The 14,265-nt window shown below is 65.7% G+C and carries 14 protein-coding genes and 2 pseudogenes; 13 read left to right on the top strand and 3 right to left on the bottom strand.

Translation table 11 applies throughout. The features are described from left to right. Window positions 1-120: 120 nt before the first annotated feature. Together TK49_RS04265 and TK49_RS04260 are read right to left on the bottom strand one after the other, a co-directional pair. A complete protein-coding gene (locus TK49_RS04265) occupies window positions 121-549 on the bottom strand; it encodes an acyl-CoA thioesterase (protein ID WP_027678466.1) in 429 nt (142 codons plus the stop codon). A gap of 29 nt (window positions 550-578) precedes the next feature. Beyond that, complete coding sequence (locus TK49_RS04260) at window positions 579-1,433, bottom strand: 3-hydroxybutyryl-CoA dehydrogenase (RefSeq protein ID WP_045785587.1); 855 nt, start codon at window positions 1,431-1,433, stop codon at window positions 579-581. Between the two features lie 185 nt (window positions 1,434-1,618). On the opposite strand from TK49_RS04260, the gene TK49_RS04255 reads away from it, so the two are divergent. The 7 genes and pseudogenes from TK49_RS04255 (at window position 1,619) to TK49_RS04230 (ending at window position 7,049) form a co-directional block, all read left to right on the top strand. Then, on the top strand, window positions 1,619-2,551 hold the full coding sequence (locus TK49_RS04255) for a LysR family transcriptional regulator (protein ID WP_045785586.1): 933 nt from the start codon (window positions 1,619-1,621) through the stop codon (window positions 2,549-2,551). 255 nt (window positions 2,552-2,806) lie between these two features. Beyond that, window positions 2,807-3,490 (top strand): hydrolase, encoded by a 684-nt coding sequence (locus TK49_RS04250; protein WP_027678469.1) that lies wholly within the window; start codon window positions 2,807-2,809, stop codon window positions 3,488-3,490. Between the two features lie 104 nt (window positions 3,491-3,594). Next, window positions 3,595-3,735: pseudogene (locus TK49_RS24400) on the top strand (alpha/beta fold hydrolase); the annotation flags it as partial. 17 nt (window positions 3,736-3,752) lie between these two features. After that, on the top strand, window positions 3,753-4,073 hold the full coding sequence (locus TK49_RS04245; RefSeq protein ID WP_045785585.1) for a XapX domain-containing protein: 321 nt from the start codon (window positions 3,753-3,755) through the stop codon (window positions 4,071-4,073). A gap of 4 nt (window positions 4,074-4,077) precedes the next feature. Beyond that, a complete protein-coding gene (locus TK49_RS04240) occupies window positions 4,078-4,509 on the top strand; it encodes a DoxX family protein (RefSeq protein ID WP_045785584.1) in 432 nt (143 codons plus the stop codon). A gap of 4 nt (window positions 4,510-4,513) precedes the next feature. After that, window positions 4,514-6,352, top strand: coding sequence for an amidohydrolase (locus TK49_RS04235; protein ID WP_045785583.1), 1,839 nt, complete (start codon window positions 4,514-4,516; stop codon window positions 6,350-6,352). Continuing rightward, window positions 6,342-7,049 carry a YoaK family protein gene (locus TK49_RS04230; RefSeq protein ID WP_045785582.1) on the top strand — a complete coding sequence of 236 codons (708 nt, stop codon included), beginning with the start codon at window positions 6,342-6,344 and terminating at the stop codon, window positions 7,047-7,049. The genes TK49_RS04235 and TK49_RS04230 overlap by 11 nt, the downstream gene beginning before the upstream one ends. A 12-nt stretch (window positions 7,050-7,061) precedes the next feature. On the opposite strand, the gene TK49_RS04225 is transcribed toward TK49_RS04230, so the two are convergent. Further along, complete coding sequence (locus tag TK49_RS04225; RefSeq protein WP_045785581.1) at window positions 7,062-7,784, bottom strand: GntR family transcriptional regulator; 723 nt, start codon at window positions 7,782-7,784, stop codon at window positions 7,062-7,064. Between the two features lie 274 nt (window positions 7,785-8,058). On the opposite strand from TK49_RS04225, the gene TK49_RS04220 reads away from it, so the two are divergent. From TK49_RS04220 to TK49_RS04195, 6 genes and pseudogenes are all read left to right on the top strand, one after another. Then, window positions 8,059-9,126 carry a porin gene (locus TK49_RS04220; RefSeq protein WP_045785580.1) on the top strand — a complete coding sequence of 356 codons (1,068 nt, stop codon included), beginning with the start codon at window positions 8,059-8,061 and terminating at the stop codon, window positions 9,124-9,126. A 147-nt stretch (window positions 9,127-9,273) separates the two neighbouring features. Then, window positions 9,274-10,332 carry an ABC transporter ATP-binding protein gene (locus tag TK49_RS04215; RefSeq protein ID WP_045785579.1) on the top strand — a complete coding sequence of 353 codons (1,059 nt, stop codon included), beginning with the start codon at window positions 9,274-9,276 and terminating at the stop codon, window positions 10,330-10,332. A 77-nt stretch (window positions 10,333-10,409) separates the two neighbouring features. Continuing rightward, on the top strand, window positions 10,410-11,675 hold the full coding sequence (locus TK49_RS04210) for an ABC transporter substrate-binding protein (protein ID WP_045785578.1): 1,266 nt from the start codon (window positions 10,410-10,412) through the stop codon (window positions 11,673-11,675). 2 nt (window positions 11,676-11,677) lie between these two features. Continuing rightward, window positions 11,678-12,631, top strand: a pseudogene (locus TK49_RS04205) (ABC transporter permease). 1 nt (window position 12,632) lies between these two features. After that, a complete protein-coding gene (locus TK49_RS04200) occupies window positions 12,633-13,529 on the top strand; it encodes an ABC transporter permease (RefSeq protein WP_045785577.1) in 897 nt (298 codons plus the stop codon). A 10-nt stretch (window positions 13,530-13,539) separates the two neighbouring features. Then, window positions 13,540-14,262 (top strand): aspartate/glutamate racemase family protein, encoded by a 723-nt coding sequence (locus tag TK49_RS04195; RefSeq protein ID WP_045785576.1) that lies wholly within the window; start codon window positions 13,540-13,542, stop codon window positions 14,260-14,262. The last annotated feature ends 3 nt before the right edge of the window (window positions 14,263-14,265 follow it).

Raw genomic sequence — 14,265 nt, 5'->3', positions numbered from 1 at the left:
TGTTGGGGAAGAAAAAAAAACGGTGTGGCGATGCGTCATCTTCAACGCACCGCCACACCGTCTCCATGCACACTTGCAGACAGTTTGCGCGAATCCGGCCTGACAGTTGGCGGACAGCCGTTACAGCAGCCGGTAGTCGTCCGTACGGGGCGTGCGTTCCATCACGGCGAACAGCGCCGGCGGTGGCGCGGCAACTTTGCGCTCGGCCAGGTCGAACCACGCGCACATGCTGGTGATTTCCGCACACAGGTCGCCCGCTTCATTGCGGATGCGGTTGACCATGATGAAACGCGAACCGCGCTCGTTGCGGCCGGCGGTCTCCACGCTCACGGTAAAGGCATCCATGAGGCGCAGTTCCTTGCGGTAGCTGACACGGTCTTCAAATACCACCGGCCCGAGCTTGTGCTGCGCGAAGGCCTTCGGGCCAAAGCCCTGCTCGGTCAGAAAACGAAACCGGCTGTGCGACGCGTAGTCGATGTAGCGCGTGTTTTTGAGGTGCTGGTTGCCGTCCAGGTCAGCCCACAGCACCTGATACGTATAGATCGACATGGACGGCTCCGATGCGGTGTGGGATTGGCTCACTTGCGATAGTCGTACACGCCGCGGCCGGTCTTGCGGCCCAGGTAGCCGGCGGCCACCATTTCGCGCATCAGCATGGCCGGGCGGTATTTCGGATCACCGAATTCGGTGTACAGCACTTCCATCACGGCCAGCATGGTGTCCAGGCCGATCATGTCGGCCAGCGCCAGCGGCCCGATCGGGTGATTGCAGCCGAGCTTCATGCCTTCGTCGATCTCCTCCGGCGAAGCCAGACCCTCGCCCAGCACGCAGAACGCCTCGTTGATCATCGGACACAGGATCCGGTTGACGACAAAGCCCGGGCTGTTCTTGACCGTGATGGGCGTCTTGCCGAGCTGCTTGGCCAGCGCTTCCACCGCCGCATGCGTGGCATCGCTCGTCTGCAGACCGCGAATGACTTCCACCAGCGCCATCATCGGCACCGGGTTGAAGAAATGCATGCCGATGAAGCGGCTGGCATCCTGCAGCACGGCGGCCAGCTTGGTGATCGAGATGGACGACGTGTTCGACGCCACGATCGCGTGCGGCGCAGCGACCGCCTCGAGCTGCTTGAGGATCTTCACCTTCAGGTCGAAGTTCTCGGTGGCGGCCTCGATGACGAGGTCGGCGCGCTTGAGGTCGTCATAGCTGGTCGAGCCATGGATGCGTGCCAGCGCGGCGGCCTTGTCGGCTTCGGTCAGCTTTTCCTTCTTGATGAGGCGGTCCAGGCTGCCGGCCACGGTGGCAATGCCTTTCTGCACGGCGGCATCGCTGATATCCACCATCACCACATCCAGCCCGACCACGGCGCACGCTTGCGCAATGCCGTTGCCCATTGTTCCGGCACCCACGATGCCGACGACTTGAATTGCCATGAACTGCTCCTCGCTTGGTATTGCTTGGTATTGGAATGGAAGACGGGATGAAACAGATTGCAGAGGATAAACGACGCGACGACGGGCAGAAAAGCCTCGCTGACGCTCCCGTCACATTTCACCGGTTCGCCGTATGATGGCCGGCGTCGCGCCCCCCTTTCACCCCAGGCGCCAGGACGCTGCAAATGGACCGCTTTCTCAGTATCGAAGCCTTCGTGCGCGTGGCAGAAACGCGCAGCTTTGCCGAAGCCGCCCGCCAGTTGGGCGTGACCAACTCGGTGGTCACCAACCGCGTGCAGCAGTTGGAGCGCTTTATCGAAGCGCCGCTGTTTCACCGCAGCACGCGGCACGTGCGCTTGTCCGAAGTGGGCGAGACCTACTACAAGCAATGCGCCGAAGCCGTCTGCATGCTGACGGATCTCACCGACCAGATGCGCGGCCTGCGCGCCACGCCGGCCGGCAAGCTGCGCATCCGCATGCTGCCCGGATACGCGCTCAGCCACTTTGCCGAACCGCTGGCCCGGTTCGGTGCGCAGTACCCCGATATCCAGCTCGACGTGGTGGTGGACGACAGCGTGGTCGACCCCATTGCCGACGGGTTCGACGTGGTGTTCCAGATCTTCCCGCCCATCAACGATTCGCTGATCGAGCGGCGCCTGTTCGCGCTGCGGCGCATGTTCTGCGCCACGCCGGCGTACGTGGAAGAGTACGGCCTGCCGCAGCAGCCGGCCGACCTGCTGCAGCATTCACTGGCGCTGTATTCCGGTTATCCGACACGCAAGCGCTGGGAGTTCTCGCGCAACGGCGAAACGCTCCCCGCGATGGACCTGCCCGAGCGGGTGCGCTCCAACTCCGTGCATCTGCTGCGCGACTACGCCCTGACCAGCGCCGGCATCGCCTGCCTGCCAACGCTCGTCATCAGCGACGACCTGGTCGCCGGCCGCCTCGTGCCCGTGCTGGCCGATTACGACCTGACACCGCTGCATTTCTCGGCCGTGTATCCGGCGACGCAGCGGCAGGCGGTCAAGGTGTGTGCGCTCATCGATTGCCTTGCCAGCCACCATGCCGGCGAGCTGGCTTGGGACAGACCGCTGCTCGAGCGCGGCTGGATCCGCTGACGTTGCTGAGGGCCACGCGGCCCGAATTCCACGACCGGCGCCCTCGGCCCGCGCGCGGATCCAGGGTACCGGCGGAGTGTTTCCGGACGTCGCGACGATTGTTCGGCAATCCCAAAAACTGCACTCGCCAATTCAGCCGTTCCACCCCGAACGCAACTTCCTATCATGGTTGGGCCGTTGATCGCGCCGCGTCGATGCGACGACAGGTCTGCAGCATCCCCTCTCGTAGTTCCCCATCGGAAACTGGATACGGCCATGAATCCCAAGCTGGAAGTCCTTACCCCGCAGAACTGTCAATTGATCTTCATCGACCACCAGCCGCAAATGGCCTTCGGCGTGCAATCGATCGATCGTCAGGTCCTGAAGAACAACACCGTTGGCCTTGCCAAGGCCGCCAAAATCTTCAACATCCCCACCACCATTACGACCGTCGAGTCGCAGAGCTTTTCGGGCTACACCTATCCGGAGCTGCTCGATGTGTTTCCGGATCAGCCACTGCTCGAACGCACCTCGATGAACTCCTGGGACGACCAGAAGGTGCGCGATGCCCTGGCAAAGAACAACCGCAAGAAGGTGGTCGTCTCGGGTCTGTGGACGGAGGTGTGCAACTGCACCTTCGCGCTGTCGGCCATGCACGATGCCGACTACGAGATCTACATGGTCGCCGACGCTTCGGGCGGCACATCGAAAGACGCGCACGACTACGCCATGCAGCGCATGGTCCAGGCCGGCGTGGTGCCCGTGACGTGGCAACAGGTGCTGCTCGAATGGCAGCGTGACTGGGCCCACCGCGACACGTACGACGCCGTCATGAAGCTGGTGAAGGAGCACTCCGGCGCCTACGGCATGGGCGTGGACTACGCCTACACGATGGTGCACAAGGCCCCGCAACGCACCGCGACGCCGCACGAGGCGCTGGCTGCCGTGGCTGCCAACTGACCGCGCCGCCGACCATAAAAGAAGACGCTGTTCCGGCCGGGCGACGCATGTGCAACCGCATGCGTCGCCCAGTCGCCCCTTCAACGCCCCCCTCTCTCATTCCCATGCAAACGATTACCACCCAAGACGGTACGCGCATCTTTTACGAGGACTGGGGCAGCGGCAAGCCCGTCGTCTTCTCGCAGGGCTGGCCGCACAACGCCGACGCGTGGGACGCGCAGATGCTGGTCTTCGTGCAGAAGGGCGTTCTGGAGCCCTCCTCGTGAAGCCCTATCTCATCTCCATTGCCGTCGGCATGCTGGTTGGCGTCATCTATGCACTGCTGCACGTCCGCTCACCGGCGCCACCGGCCATCGCGCTGGTCGGGCTGCTCGGCATGCTGATCGGCGAACAGATCGTGCCGGCCGCGCAGCGCCTGCTGGCCGGCGAGCCGATCACCATGGCGTGGTTCCGGCACGAATGCGTGCCGAAGATCACCGGCGCGCCGCCTCAAGTGCCGAGCCAAGCGCCACCCCAGGCGTCCCCCACGGACCTGGCCGCCACCGGCGAATCCGGCAGCGCCACGCCGCGCAATCCGAGCTGATGCCATGACACGCCTGTCGCTCGAACCCTCGCACGCTGCCGCGCCCGCCGGCACCGCGGCGAATGTTGCCCTGCATGCCGGCCTGCTGTTCCTGCGCGTCACCGGCAGCGCCCTGCTGATCGCCGTGCATGGGCTGCCCAAGGTGCTGCACTACAGCCAGGAACTGACGCGCATTGAAGACCCATTCCACATGGGCGCCGCACCCACGCTGCTGCTCGCCATCCTGTCGGAAACACTGTGTCCGCTGCTGATTGCGCTTGGCGTGCTGACGCGCCTGGCGTGTCTGCCCATCATCGCCACGTTGCTGGTGGCCATGCTGGTGGTGCATCCGGACTGGTCGCTTGCCGATGGACAGTTCGGGTGGATGCTGCTGATCATCTTCACCACCGTCCTGATTGCCGGACCCGGACGCTTTTCGATCTATCCCAAATACTGACGCAATGACCGCCGACCTCATCCTGCACAACGGCCGCATCCACACGGTCGACCGCGAACGCCCCACCGCCAGCGCCGTTGCCGTGCGTGACGGCCGCATCGTTGCCGTGGGCGACGATACCACCGTGATGGCACAGCGTGGTGCCACGACTCAGGTCATCGACCTGCGCGGGCGCACCGTCATTCCCGGCCTGAACGATTCACACCTGCACCTGATCCGGGGCGGGCTGAACTACAACCTCGAGCTGCGCTGGGAAGGCGTGCCCTCCCTGGCCGACGCGATGCGCATGCTCAAGGAGCAGGCCGCGCGCACGCCGTCGCCGCAATGGGTGCGCGTGGTGGGCGGCTGGTCGGAATTCCAGTTTGCCGAGCGGCGCATGCCCACGCTCGAAGAGCTGAACCAGGCCGCGCCCGATACGCCCGTGTTCGTGCTGCACCTGTACGACCGCGCGCTGCTCAACCGCGCGGCGCTGCGCCAGGTCGGCTACACCAAGGACACGCCGAACCCGCCCGGCGGCGAGATCCAGCGGGACGCATCCGGCGAGCCCACCGGCATGCTGATCGCCAGGCCCAACGCGATGATCCTGTACGCGACGCTCGCCAAGGGGCCGAAGCTGCCGCCCGAATACCAGGTCAACTCCACGCGCCAGTTCATGCGCGAGCTGAACCGCCTGGGTGTGACGAGCGCCATCGACGCGGGCGGCGGCTTCCAGAACTACCCGGAAGACTACGAGGTCATCCGCGAGCTGTCGGCGCAGAACCAGCTCACCATCCGCATCGCCTACAACCTCTTCACGCAGAAGCCGAAAGAAGAGCTGGCCGACTTCAAGAACTGGACCGGCAGCCTGCAATACCGCCAGGGCGATGACTTCTTCCGCCACAACGGCGCGGGCGAGATGCTGGTCTTCTCCGCCGCTGATTTCGAAGACTTCCTGCAACCGCGCCCCGACCTGCCCGAGACGATGGAGCAGGAGCTGGAAACCGTGGTGCGCCACCTCGTCGCGCAGCGCTGGCCGTTCCGGCTGCACGCCACTTACGACGAATCGATCTCGCGCATGCTCGATGTGTTCGAGCGCGTGAACCGCGACATTCCCTTCAACGGCCTGCCGTGGTTCTTCGACCATGCCGAGACGATTTCGCCGAAGAACATCGAGCGCGTGCGCGCACTCGGCGGCGGCATCGCCATCCAGGACCGCATGGCCTTCCAGGGCGAATACTTTGTCGACCGCTACGGCGCAGCCGCTGCCGAACAGACGCCGCCCATCAAGCGCATGCTGGCCGAAGGCGTGCCCGTGGGCGCCGGCACCGACGCCACGCGCGTGTCGAGCTACAACCCGTGGACGTCGCTGTACTGGCTGGCGAGCGGGCGCACCGTGGGCGGCATGGCGCTGTATCCGGAAGGGCTGCCGCGCGAAGTGGCGCTCGAGCTGTACACGCACGGCAGCGCGTGGTTCTCCGCAGACCAGGGCAACAAGGGGCAGATCAAGGTGGGGCAACTCGCTGATCTGGCGGCGTTGTCGGCGGATTTCTTCAGCGTGCCCGAGGCCGATATCAAGACCATCGAATCGGTGCTGACGGTGGTGGGCGGCCGCATCGTCTACGGCGCCGCCGAGTTTGCCGAATTCGGCCCGCCGCCGATTCCGGTGCTGCCGGAGTGGTCGCCCGTGGCGCGCGTGCCGGGGCACTGGCGGCCGGCTGCGCCCATGCAGCAGCAGGTGCATCAGTGCGTCGGTTCGTGTTCGGTGCACGGCCACGCCCACCAGAAAGCGCGCACGGCTAATGTGCCGACCACCGACTTCCGCGGCTTCTGGGGCGCCTTCGGGTGTTCGTGCTTTGCCTTCTGAAGCGGCGACGGCGGCAACGGCCACACCAGCGTCAGCGCGTTTCCTGATCGCACAGGGAACGCTGCTGGCGTTCGTCGCGGGTTATGTGGATGTGGTCGGCTTCGCGGCGTTGTTCGGACTGTTCACCGCGCATGTCACCGGCAACTTCGTGATGATCGGCCTGGAACTGGCGGGCTCCGGCCAAGGCGTGCTTGCCAAGCTGCTGGCGCTGCCCATGTTCGTGATGGCCGTGGCGGCGACCAAACTCGCCGTGACGGCGCTCGCGCGGCGCGGTGTGGCGCCGCTGCGGCCGCTGCTGCTTGTGCAGGCTGTTCTGCTGCTGGCCTTCATGGCGGCGGGCCTGCTGGCGCTGCCGATTCAGTCGCCCGATGCACCGGCCACCATCGTTGTCGGGCTGATCGGCGTCGCGGCGATGGGCGTGCAGAACGCCAAGGCGCGCATCGTGCTGTCGGAACACGCCCCCACGACGATCATGACGGGCAACACCACGCAGATCGTGATCGACGTGGTGGAGCTGCTGTCGCCGGGCGCTACGCAGAAGGACGTTGCGCGCACGCGGTTGCGCAAGATGGTGCCGCCGCTTGCCGGCTTTGCCATCGGGGCGGTGCTGGGGGCGCTGGCGTTTGCGACGCTATCGTTCTGGTGCGTGTTGCCGCCCGTGGGGATTCTGGTGGGCCTGGCGATCCTGCAACGCTAGGCCACCGCCCGGTCAGAGCTTGACGCGGCGGAAGAGCGTCGAGAAATCGATCGACTCCACCTGCCGGGGCTCCAGCTCCAGCGCAGCGATGTATTCACCCAGGTGTTCGCCCATCAGCCGCGCGGCACGCTCGCCCTCGCGGCGCTCCACCGCATCGAGAATGGCCAGGTGTTCGTCGTGGCCGCAGCTCGGCCGTGCGGGAGACTCATAAAGCCCGATCAGCAGCGAGGTGCGCGCCACCAGCGTGCGCAGCATCGCCGTGATGATGGGGTTGCCGTTGGCCTCGGCAAGCTGGATGTGGAAATCGCCCGACAGGCGGATCCACTCACGCCAGTTGCCCGATTCCCGGCTGGCATGTTCTGCCGCGGCCAGCGCGCGCAATTCGGCGAGTTGAGCCGCGGTGGCGTGCTGGGCCAGCTCCCGCACCGAGCCGGTTTCCAGAATCAGCCGCGCCCCAAAGACCTGTCGCGCTTCCGCCGCGTCGTGCACGGCGATGATCGCGCCGCGATTGGGCTGCAGCTCCACCACGCCCTCATGCGCCAGCTTCACCAGCACCCGGCGCAATGTCCCCCGCGTAATCCCAAAAGCCTTGCATAGCTGTGCCTCGACCAGGCGCGTGCCCGGCGGCAGCTTCTGCTCAAGGATCGCCTCGTACACCGCATCGGAAATGCGGGCGTCGATTTCGGCGTTGTTGCGGCGGGGCCGGGAGATCGGAGGGGTCGTAGGCGCTGGCATCTCGCCATTCTAATCGAGCAAACCGCGCTTGGATTGTGCACAACCCTGATGCCAATCCGGACGACCTTGGTGCGACATCCTCAAGAAATCTCCCCGCCTCCCACACGGTTTTGCACCAGAAGCAGGCGAAAACCTGGGATTTTGCATGGCACGGTTACTGCATAGAGGACCTCCGTGATTGTGCACAATCCAAACGAAGCTTGTACTCAACATAGAACGCAATGCCGGGGGCGGCCACGCGGTCGCGCCAATTCATTTAGGGGGATCACCTGTCATGAGCACCACCACCAAGCTGGGCGCTGCCGCCCTGGCATTCGGACTGTCTGGCGTCGCTGCGGCGCAGTCGAGCGTGACGCTGTCGGGCGTCATCGATACCGGCGTGAGCTGGACCAACCATGCCGGCAACGGCTCGCAAAGCCTGACCGGCGTGTCGGACAGCATCCTCGGTGTGTCCAACTTCGGCCTGAGCGGCAAGGAAGACCTCGGTGGCGGCCTGAAGGCGCTGTCCAACCTGCAGGCGGGTTTCAACCCGAGCAACGGGCGCATGTCGTCCAACGGGACGCTGTTCTCGCGCAATTCGTATGTCGGGCTGAGTTCGTCGTCGGGCACGCTCACGGCCGGCAAGCAATGGAACTTCAACGACGACTGGCTGGTGGGCAGCGTCTTCAAGGGCGGCTACAACTCGGGCTCGATCTTCAAGTTCAGCGAGTTCGACGCCGTCAGCGAGATCTACAACAACACGGTCAAGTACGTGTCGCCCGACCTGGGCGGGGCGCAGTTCGGCGCGATGTACGGCTTTGGCGAAGCTGCGGGCTCGATCTCGCAGGGTTCGCTGTTCAACCTGGCGGGGCGCTATAGCGCCGGCCCGCTGTACCTGGCCGCCAGCTACGACCAGGAGCGCGATGGCAGCGGCACCGGCTCGCTCTACAAGCTGATCACCGTGGGCGGCAGCTACACAATTGGCGCGACCAAGCTGCGGCTGGGCGCGGCGCGCGCCGATGTGGGCGGCACGGGCGCGTTCCAGTCGATTCCCAGCATGTCGGCGCGCAAGGCCTACGCCGTGGAAGGCGGCGTCGACTACGCCTTCACCACGGCCTTTACCGGCTCGGCCGATGTGCTGTACCGCCGTAACACGACGCTGTCGAACAGCTCGATGGTCTACCGGCTGCTGGGGCTGTACAGCCTGTCGAAGCGCACCACGCTGGTGGCCAACGTGGCGTATCTGAAAAACTCGTCGAGCGCGACGGAAGCGCTGGTCAACACCACGTCGGGCGCCATCGGCGGCGGTGTGCCGGGCACAAGCCAGACCTCGGTGGCGCTGGGCGTGCGTCACACCTTCTGACCCGCGCGAAGCCGGTCGCGCCACCTGCCCCGGTATGTGGCGCGGCTGCCCGCAGATGCGGCCATACGCACCAGAACGACGCATGCCCGGCCCGCGCGCCGTGAAATTGCCGCGCGCAGACAGGCATACCTATTGCACCAACCCGACATGACCCGCGCCCCCACCGCTCCCGCTGCCGTCGCTGCTCCCGCTGCCGACTCCCTCGAACTCGTTGCGCTGACCAAGCGTTACGCGCAAGACGCCGTGGCGGTCGATGCCATCAACCTGCGCGTGCCCGCCGGCAGCTACTGCTGCCTACTGGGCCCGTCGGGCTGCGGCAAATCGTCAACGCTGCGCATGATTGCCGGCCACGAGCATGTGAGTGACGGCGACATCCTGCTGGGCCACCGCAACATCACCAACCTGCCCGCGGCGTCGCGCGGCACGGCCATGATGTTCCAGAGCTACGCGCTGTTTCCGCATTTGAGCGCGCTCGACAACGTGGCCTTCAGCCTGAAGATGCGCGGCATCAACACACGCGAGCGCCGCCAACGCGCGCAGGCGTTGCTCGAGCGCGTGGCGATGGGCCACCTGGCGCAGCGTCGGCCGGGCGAGTTGTCGGGCGGCCAGCAGCAACGCGTGGCGCTGGCACGTGCGCTGATCATGGAGCCGCGCGTGCTGCTGCTGGACGAACCCCTCTCTGCGCTCGACCCGTTCCTGCGCACGCAGATGCGCGCCGAGCTGCGGCGCTGGCAGCAGGAGCTGGGCTTGACCTTCGTGCATGTCACGCACTCGCAGGAAGAAGCGATGGCGCTGGCCGACCAGATGGTGGTGATGAACCACGGCCGCATCGAACAGGCCGGCAGCCCGCGCGAGATCTACAACCAGCCGGCCAGCGCGTTTGTTGCCACCTTCATCGGCGGACACAACCTGCTGGAAGACGCGCATGGGCCCGTGGCGGTGCGCATCGACCGCATGGCCCTGCACGCCGATGAGGCCACCGCCGGCGACCGCCCGCGCGTGCAAGGCCGCATCTGCGACATCGAATACCAGGGCACGCACGTGCTGGTGAGCGTGGAAGGCGTGGCGCTCTCGCCCTCGCAACGCGTAACGGTGAGCCTGCCCGAGACCGACGCCGCCATCCCACGCCTGGCCCTGCATCAACCCATCTGGGCTTCGTGGGATGCCGCGCAGGCGCACCGTCTGCCGGCCGGCTCCGCCGCCTGACACCCGAGACCCGACATTCCAATCCGCAGCCTGACGGCTTCAGGCGCTGCCTTCACCTTCACATCAGGGGTTGCAACATGTCTGACGATTCCAACGACTTCAAGGCCGGCCGCCGCACCGCACTCAAGGGCATGGCCGCCATCCTGGCCACCGGCGTCGTACCCGCGATCCACGCGCAAGAAAAGCTGACGCTGCGCTACCTCGGCACGGCGGTCAACCAGGACAAGCTGATCGCCGAAAAATTCGAAGCCGACACCGGCATCCGCGTGCAGTACGTGGCCGTCACCACCGATGAGATCACCAAGCGCGCCGTGACCGCGCCGAGCAGCTTCGACCTGATCGACACGGAGTACTTCTCGCTCAAGAAGATCGTGCCGACCGGCAACCTGCTGGGCATCGACGCGCGGCGCATCAAGAACGCCGACAAGATCACGTCGCTGTTCACCAAGGGCGAGGTGGCCGGCAAGAAGGTGGGCGACCAGGGCACCGCGCCCAAGAAGGTCATGTACCTGCCGGGCCCCAATGCGACCACGTTCGCGACCTCGCCCACGCAGTTCATGACGCTGATCCCGACCGTGTACAACGCGGACACGCTGGGCATTCGCCCCGATCTCATCAAGCGCCCCATCAACTCGTGGGCCGAGCTGCTGAACCCGGAATTCAAGGGGCGTGCGTCGATCCTGAACATTCCGTCGATCGGCATCATGGACGCGGCGATGGTGGTGGAAGCCAAGGGCCTGCACAAGTACGCCGACAAGGGCAACATGACCCGCGCCGAAATCGACCTGACCATCAAGACGCTGATCGAAGCCAAGAAGGCCGGCCAGTTCCGCGCGCTGTGGAAGGACTTCAACGAAAGCGTGAACCTGATGTCTTCGGGCGAGGTGGTGATCCAGTCGATGTGGAGCCCGGCGGTGACGGCCGTGCGCAGCAAGGGCATCGACTGCACGTTCCAGCCGCTGAAGGAAGGCTATCGCGCGTGGGCTGCCGGCTTTGGCATTCCGAAGACGGTGTCGGGCAAGAAGCTCGACGCGGCGTATGAATTCATCAACTGGTTCCTCGACGGCTGGGCCGGTGCGTACCTGAACCGCCAGGGCTACTACAGCGCCGTGCTCGAAACAGCCAAGGCCAAGATGGAGCCGTACGAGTGGGCCTACTGGATGGAAGGCAAGCCCGCCGCCAAAGACATCAAGAGCCCGCACGGCGATGTGCTCGCCAAGGCCGGCAGCGTGCGCGACGGCGGCAGCTACGAACAGCGCATGGGCGGCATCGCCTGCTGGAACGCGGTCATGGACGAGAACGAGTACATGGTCCGCAAGTGGAACGAGTTCGTCGCCGCCTGATCATGACGACCACAGCACCGTCCACATCGTCCGAACCGTCGGCAGCGTCGGCGCCGGCCAACGACGCACCCGCTGCCGCCCGGCGCCCGGTCGGTCCGGGCTTGCAGGCGCTGCCGTTTGCGGCGGTGTTCGTGGTGTTCTTCCTCATCCCGCTGGGGCTGGTCGCGATGGTCAGCTTCTGGGATTTCAACGAGTACGCGCTGCTGCCGACCTTCACCTTGCGCAACTACGCCAAGCTGTGGGAAGGCTGCGGCCACCTCAATGAATACGGCGATCTGTGCGTGACCGCGTCGACGTATCTGTCGACGCTGCGCTTTGCGCTGGGCACCTGGGTGCTCACGCTGGTGCTGGGTTTTGCGCTGGCGTACTTCCTCGCGTTCCACGTGCGCTCGGCTGCCGTGTAGACGCTGCTGTTCGTGATCTGCACCGTGCCGTTCTGGACGTCCAACGTGATCCGCATGATTTCGTGGATTCCGCTTCTGGGCCGCAACGGCCTCGTCAACCAGACGCTGCAGGCCATGCACCTGATCGATCAGCCGCAGGACTGGCTGCTGTATTCGAACTTCTCGGTGCTGCTCGCGTACGTGCACCTCTACACCATGTTCATGATCGTGCCGATCTTCAATTCGATGATGCGCATCGACCGCGCGTTGCTCGAAGCCGCGCGCGATGCGGGCGCCACCGCGTGGCAGACGCTCTGGCATGTGATCGTGCCGCTGTCGCGCAGCGGCATCCTGATCGGCTCCATCTTCATCCTGACCATCGTGATGGGCGATTTCGTCACCGTGGGTGTGATGGGCGGCCAGCAGATTGCCTCGGTCGGCAAGATGATCCAGGTGCAGACGTCGTACCTGCAATTTCCGCTGGCGGCCGCCAACGCCGTGGTGCTGCTGCTGACGGTGCTGATGATCATCTGGGGTCTGACCCGCGTGGTCGACATCCGCAAGGAGCTTTGACATGCAAGCGCGCTTTCGTGAACCACGCGCCCCCGGCTTCTGGCCGCTGGCATGCCTCTTCGCGCTGTTTGTGCTGTTCCTGTACGGGCCGATGCTGACGATCTTCGCACTCAGCTTCCAGGGCCCGGACGGCGGGCTGACGTTCCCGATGAACGGGCTGTCGCTGCACTGGTATCGCCAGCTGGCCGAGGGGCTGGGCGTGGTGGATATCGGCGCGGCGTTCCGGCGCTCGCTCGCACTCGGCGCGGTGGTGATGGCGCTGACCATGGGGCTCTCGCTGCTGGCCGCGCTGGCGTTTCGCAAGCGGCTGCGCGGCGGCGGTGTGCTGTTCTATGTGACGGTGGCCAGCCTGATCATGCCGTCCATCGTGGTGTCGCTCGGCATCGGCCTGCAGTTCCGGCTGATCGACTCGGGCCTCAAGGCGCTGCTCACCGCGTTGGGCATGAGCGATCAGGCCGACAGCTTTGGATCGTCGCTCGGCCTGTGGACCTCCGCCCTCGGTGCGCACCTCACGTGGACGCTGCCGTTCGGCCTGCTCATCATGTTCGCCGTCTTCAACCGCTTCAACCCGGCCTACGAAGAAGCCGCGCGCGACCTGGGCGCCACGCCGTGGCAGACCTTCCGCCACGTCGTACTGCCGCTGATTGCGCCGTCGCTCATCGGCGTGGGCATGTTCGGTTTCACGCTGAGCTGGGACGAGATCGCGCGCACCTCGCAGGCGATTGGCGATGTCAACACGCTGCCGCTCGAGCTGCAAGGGTTGACCACCACCGTCACGACGCCGTCCATCTACGCGCTGGGCACGCTCACCACCGTGGTGTCGTTCGTGGTGATGGGGCTCACGATGCTGGTCATTGTTCGACTGCGCCGCCGCCAGAGTGCCGGGCGTGTCGACTGAACGCGTGCCAATGACCAACGCTACCGAATCCTCCCGCCCGCGCCGGCTGCTGTTGATCAACCCGAACACCACAAGCGCGCTCACACAGACCATCACACGCTTCGTGCAGGCCGCATTGCCCAGCGATGTTGTTGTGGAATCCGTCACCGCGCGGTTTGGCGCACCGTACATCGCCACCGAAGTCGGCTACGCGGTGGCCGCGCACGCCGCGCTCGACGCATGGACGCGGGCGGAGCAGCCTGCCATCGACGCCGCCATCATCGGCTGCTTTGGCGACCCGGGGCTCTTCGCGCTGCGCGAGGTGGCGCCGTGCCCCGTCACCGGTCTGGCGGAAGCGGCGTTGATGGAAGCGGCAACGTACGGCAGTTGCGCGGTCATCACGGGCGGCCACGCGTGGGGTCCGATCCTGGAGCGCTTGCTGCCCACGCTGGAGGGCGGCCACACCGTGCGCGACATCCATACCGTCGAACTCGACGGGGCCGCGCTATACGCCGCGCCGGATGCGGCAGAACAGATCTTGATCGGCGCCTGCACGACCGTCCTGCGGCGCCAGCCCGTGGACGCGATCGTGCTGGGCGGCGCCGGGCTGGCGGGCCTCGCGCAGAAGCTGCAAGCCCACGTTCCCGTACCGCTGATCGATAGCGTGACAGCAGCCGCGCGCCAGGTATGGCATGCCCAGCGCGGCGGGCATGGCGCGCTGCCGGCGTGGATTGCGCCCGCCACGCACGCTTGAACG

The organism is Ralstonia mannitolilytica (assembly GCF_000954135.1).
GTDB lineage: Bacteria > Pseudomonadota > Gammaproteobacteria > Burkholderiales > Burkholderiaceae > Ralstonia > Ralstonia mannitolilytica.
Note: the sequence above shows the minus strand (reverse complement) of the source record. Positions and strands in the feature narration are given on the sequence as shown.

Bases quoted from the DNA above. Each gene is read 5' to 3' on its own strand.
- TK49_RS04215 (WP_045785579.1), top strand. From the start codon at position 9,274: ATGACCCGCGCCCCCACCGCTCCCGCTGCCGTCGCTGCTCCCGCTGCC.
- TK49_RS04210 (WP_045785578.1), top strand. From the start codon at position 10,410: ATGTCTGACGATTCCAACGACTTCAAGGCCGGCCGCCGCACCGCACTC.
- TK49_RS04260 (WP_045785587.1), bottom strand. From the start codon at position 1,433: ATGGCAATTCAAGTCGTCGGCATCGTGGGTGCCGGAACAATGGGCAAC.
- TK49_RS04225 (WP_045785581.1), bottom strand. From the start codon at position 7,784: ATGCCAGCGCCTACGACCCCTCCGATCTCCCGGCCCCGCCGCAACAAC.
- TK49_RS04220 (WP_045785580.1), top strand. From the start codon at position 8,059: ATGAGCACCACCACCAAGCTGGGCGCTGCCGCCCTGGCATTCGGACTG.
- TK49_RS04200 (WP_045785577.1), top strand. From the start codon at position 12,633: ATGCAAGCGCGCTTTCGTGAACCACGCGCCCCCGGCTTCTGGCCGCTG.
- TK49_RS04265 (WP_027678466.1), bottom strand. From the start codon at position 549: ATGTCGATCTATACGTATCAGGTGCTGTGGGCTGACCTGGACGGCAAC.
- TK49_RS04240 (WP_045785584.1), top strand. From the start codon at position 4,078: ATGACACGCCTGTCGCTCGAACCCTCGCACGCTGCCGCGCCCGCCGGC.
- TK49_RS04255 (WP_045785586.1), top strand. From the start codon at position 1,619: ATGGACCGCTTTCTCAGTATCGAAGCCTTCGTGCGCGTGGCAGAAACG.
- TK49_RS04195 (WP_045785576.1), top strand. From the start codon at position 13,540: ATGACCAACGCTACCGAATCCTCCCGCCCGCGCCGGCTGCTGTTGATC.
- TK49_RS04250 (WP_027678469.1), top strand. From the start codon at position 2,807: ATGAATCCCAAGCTGGAAGTCCTTACCCCGCAGAACTGTCAATTGATC.
- TK49_RS04235 (WP_045785583.1), top strand. From the start codon at position 4,514: ATGACCGCCGACCTCATCCTGCACAACGGCCGCATCCACACGGTCGAC.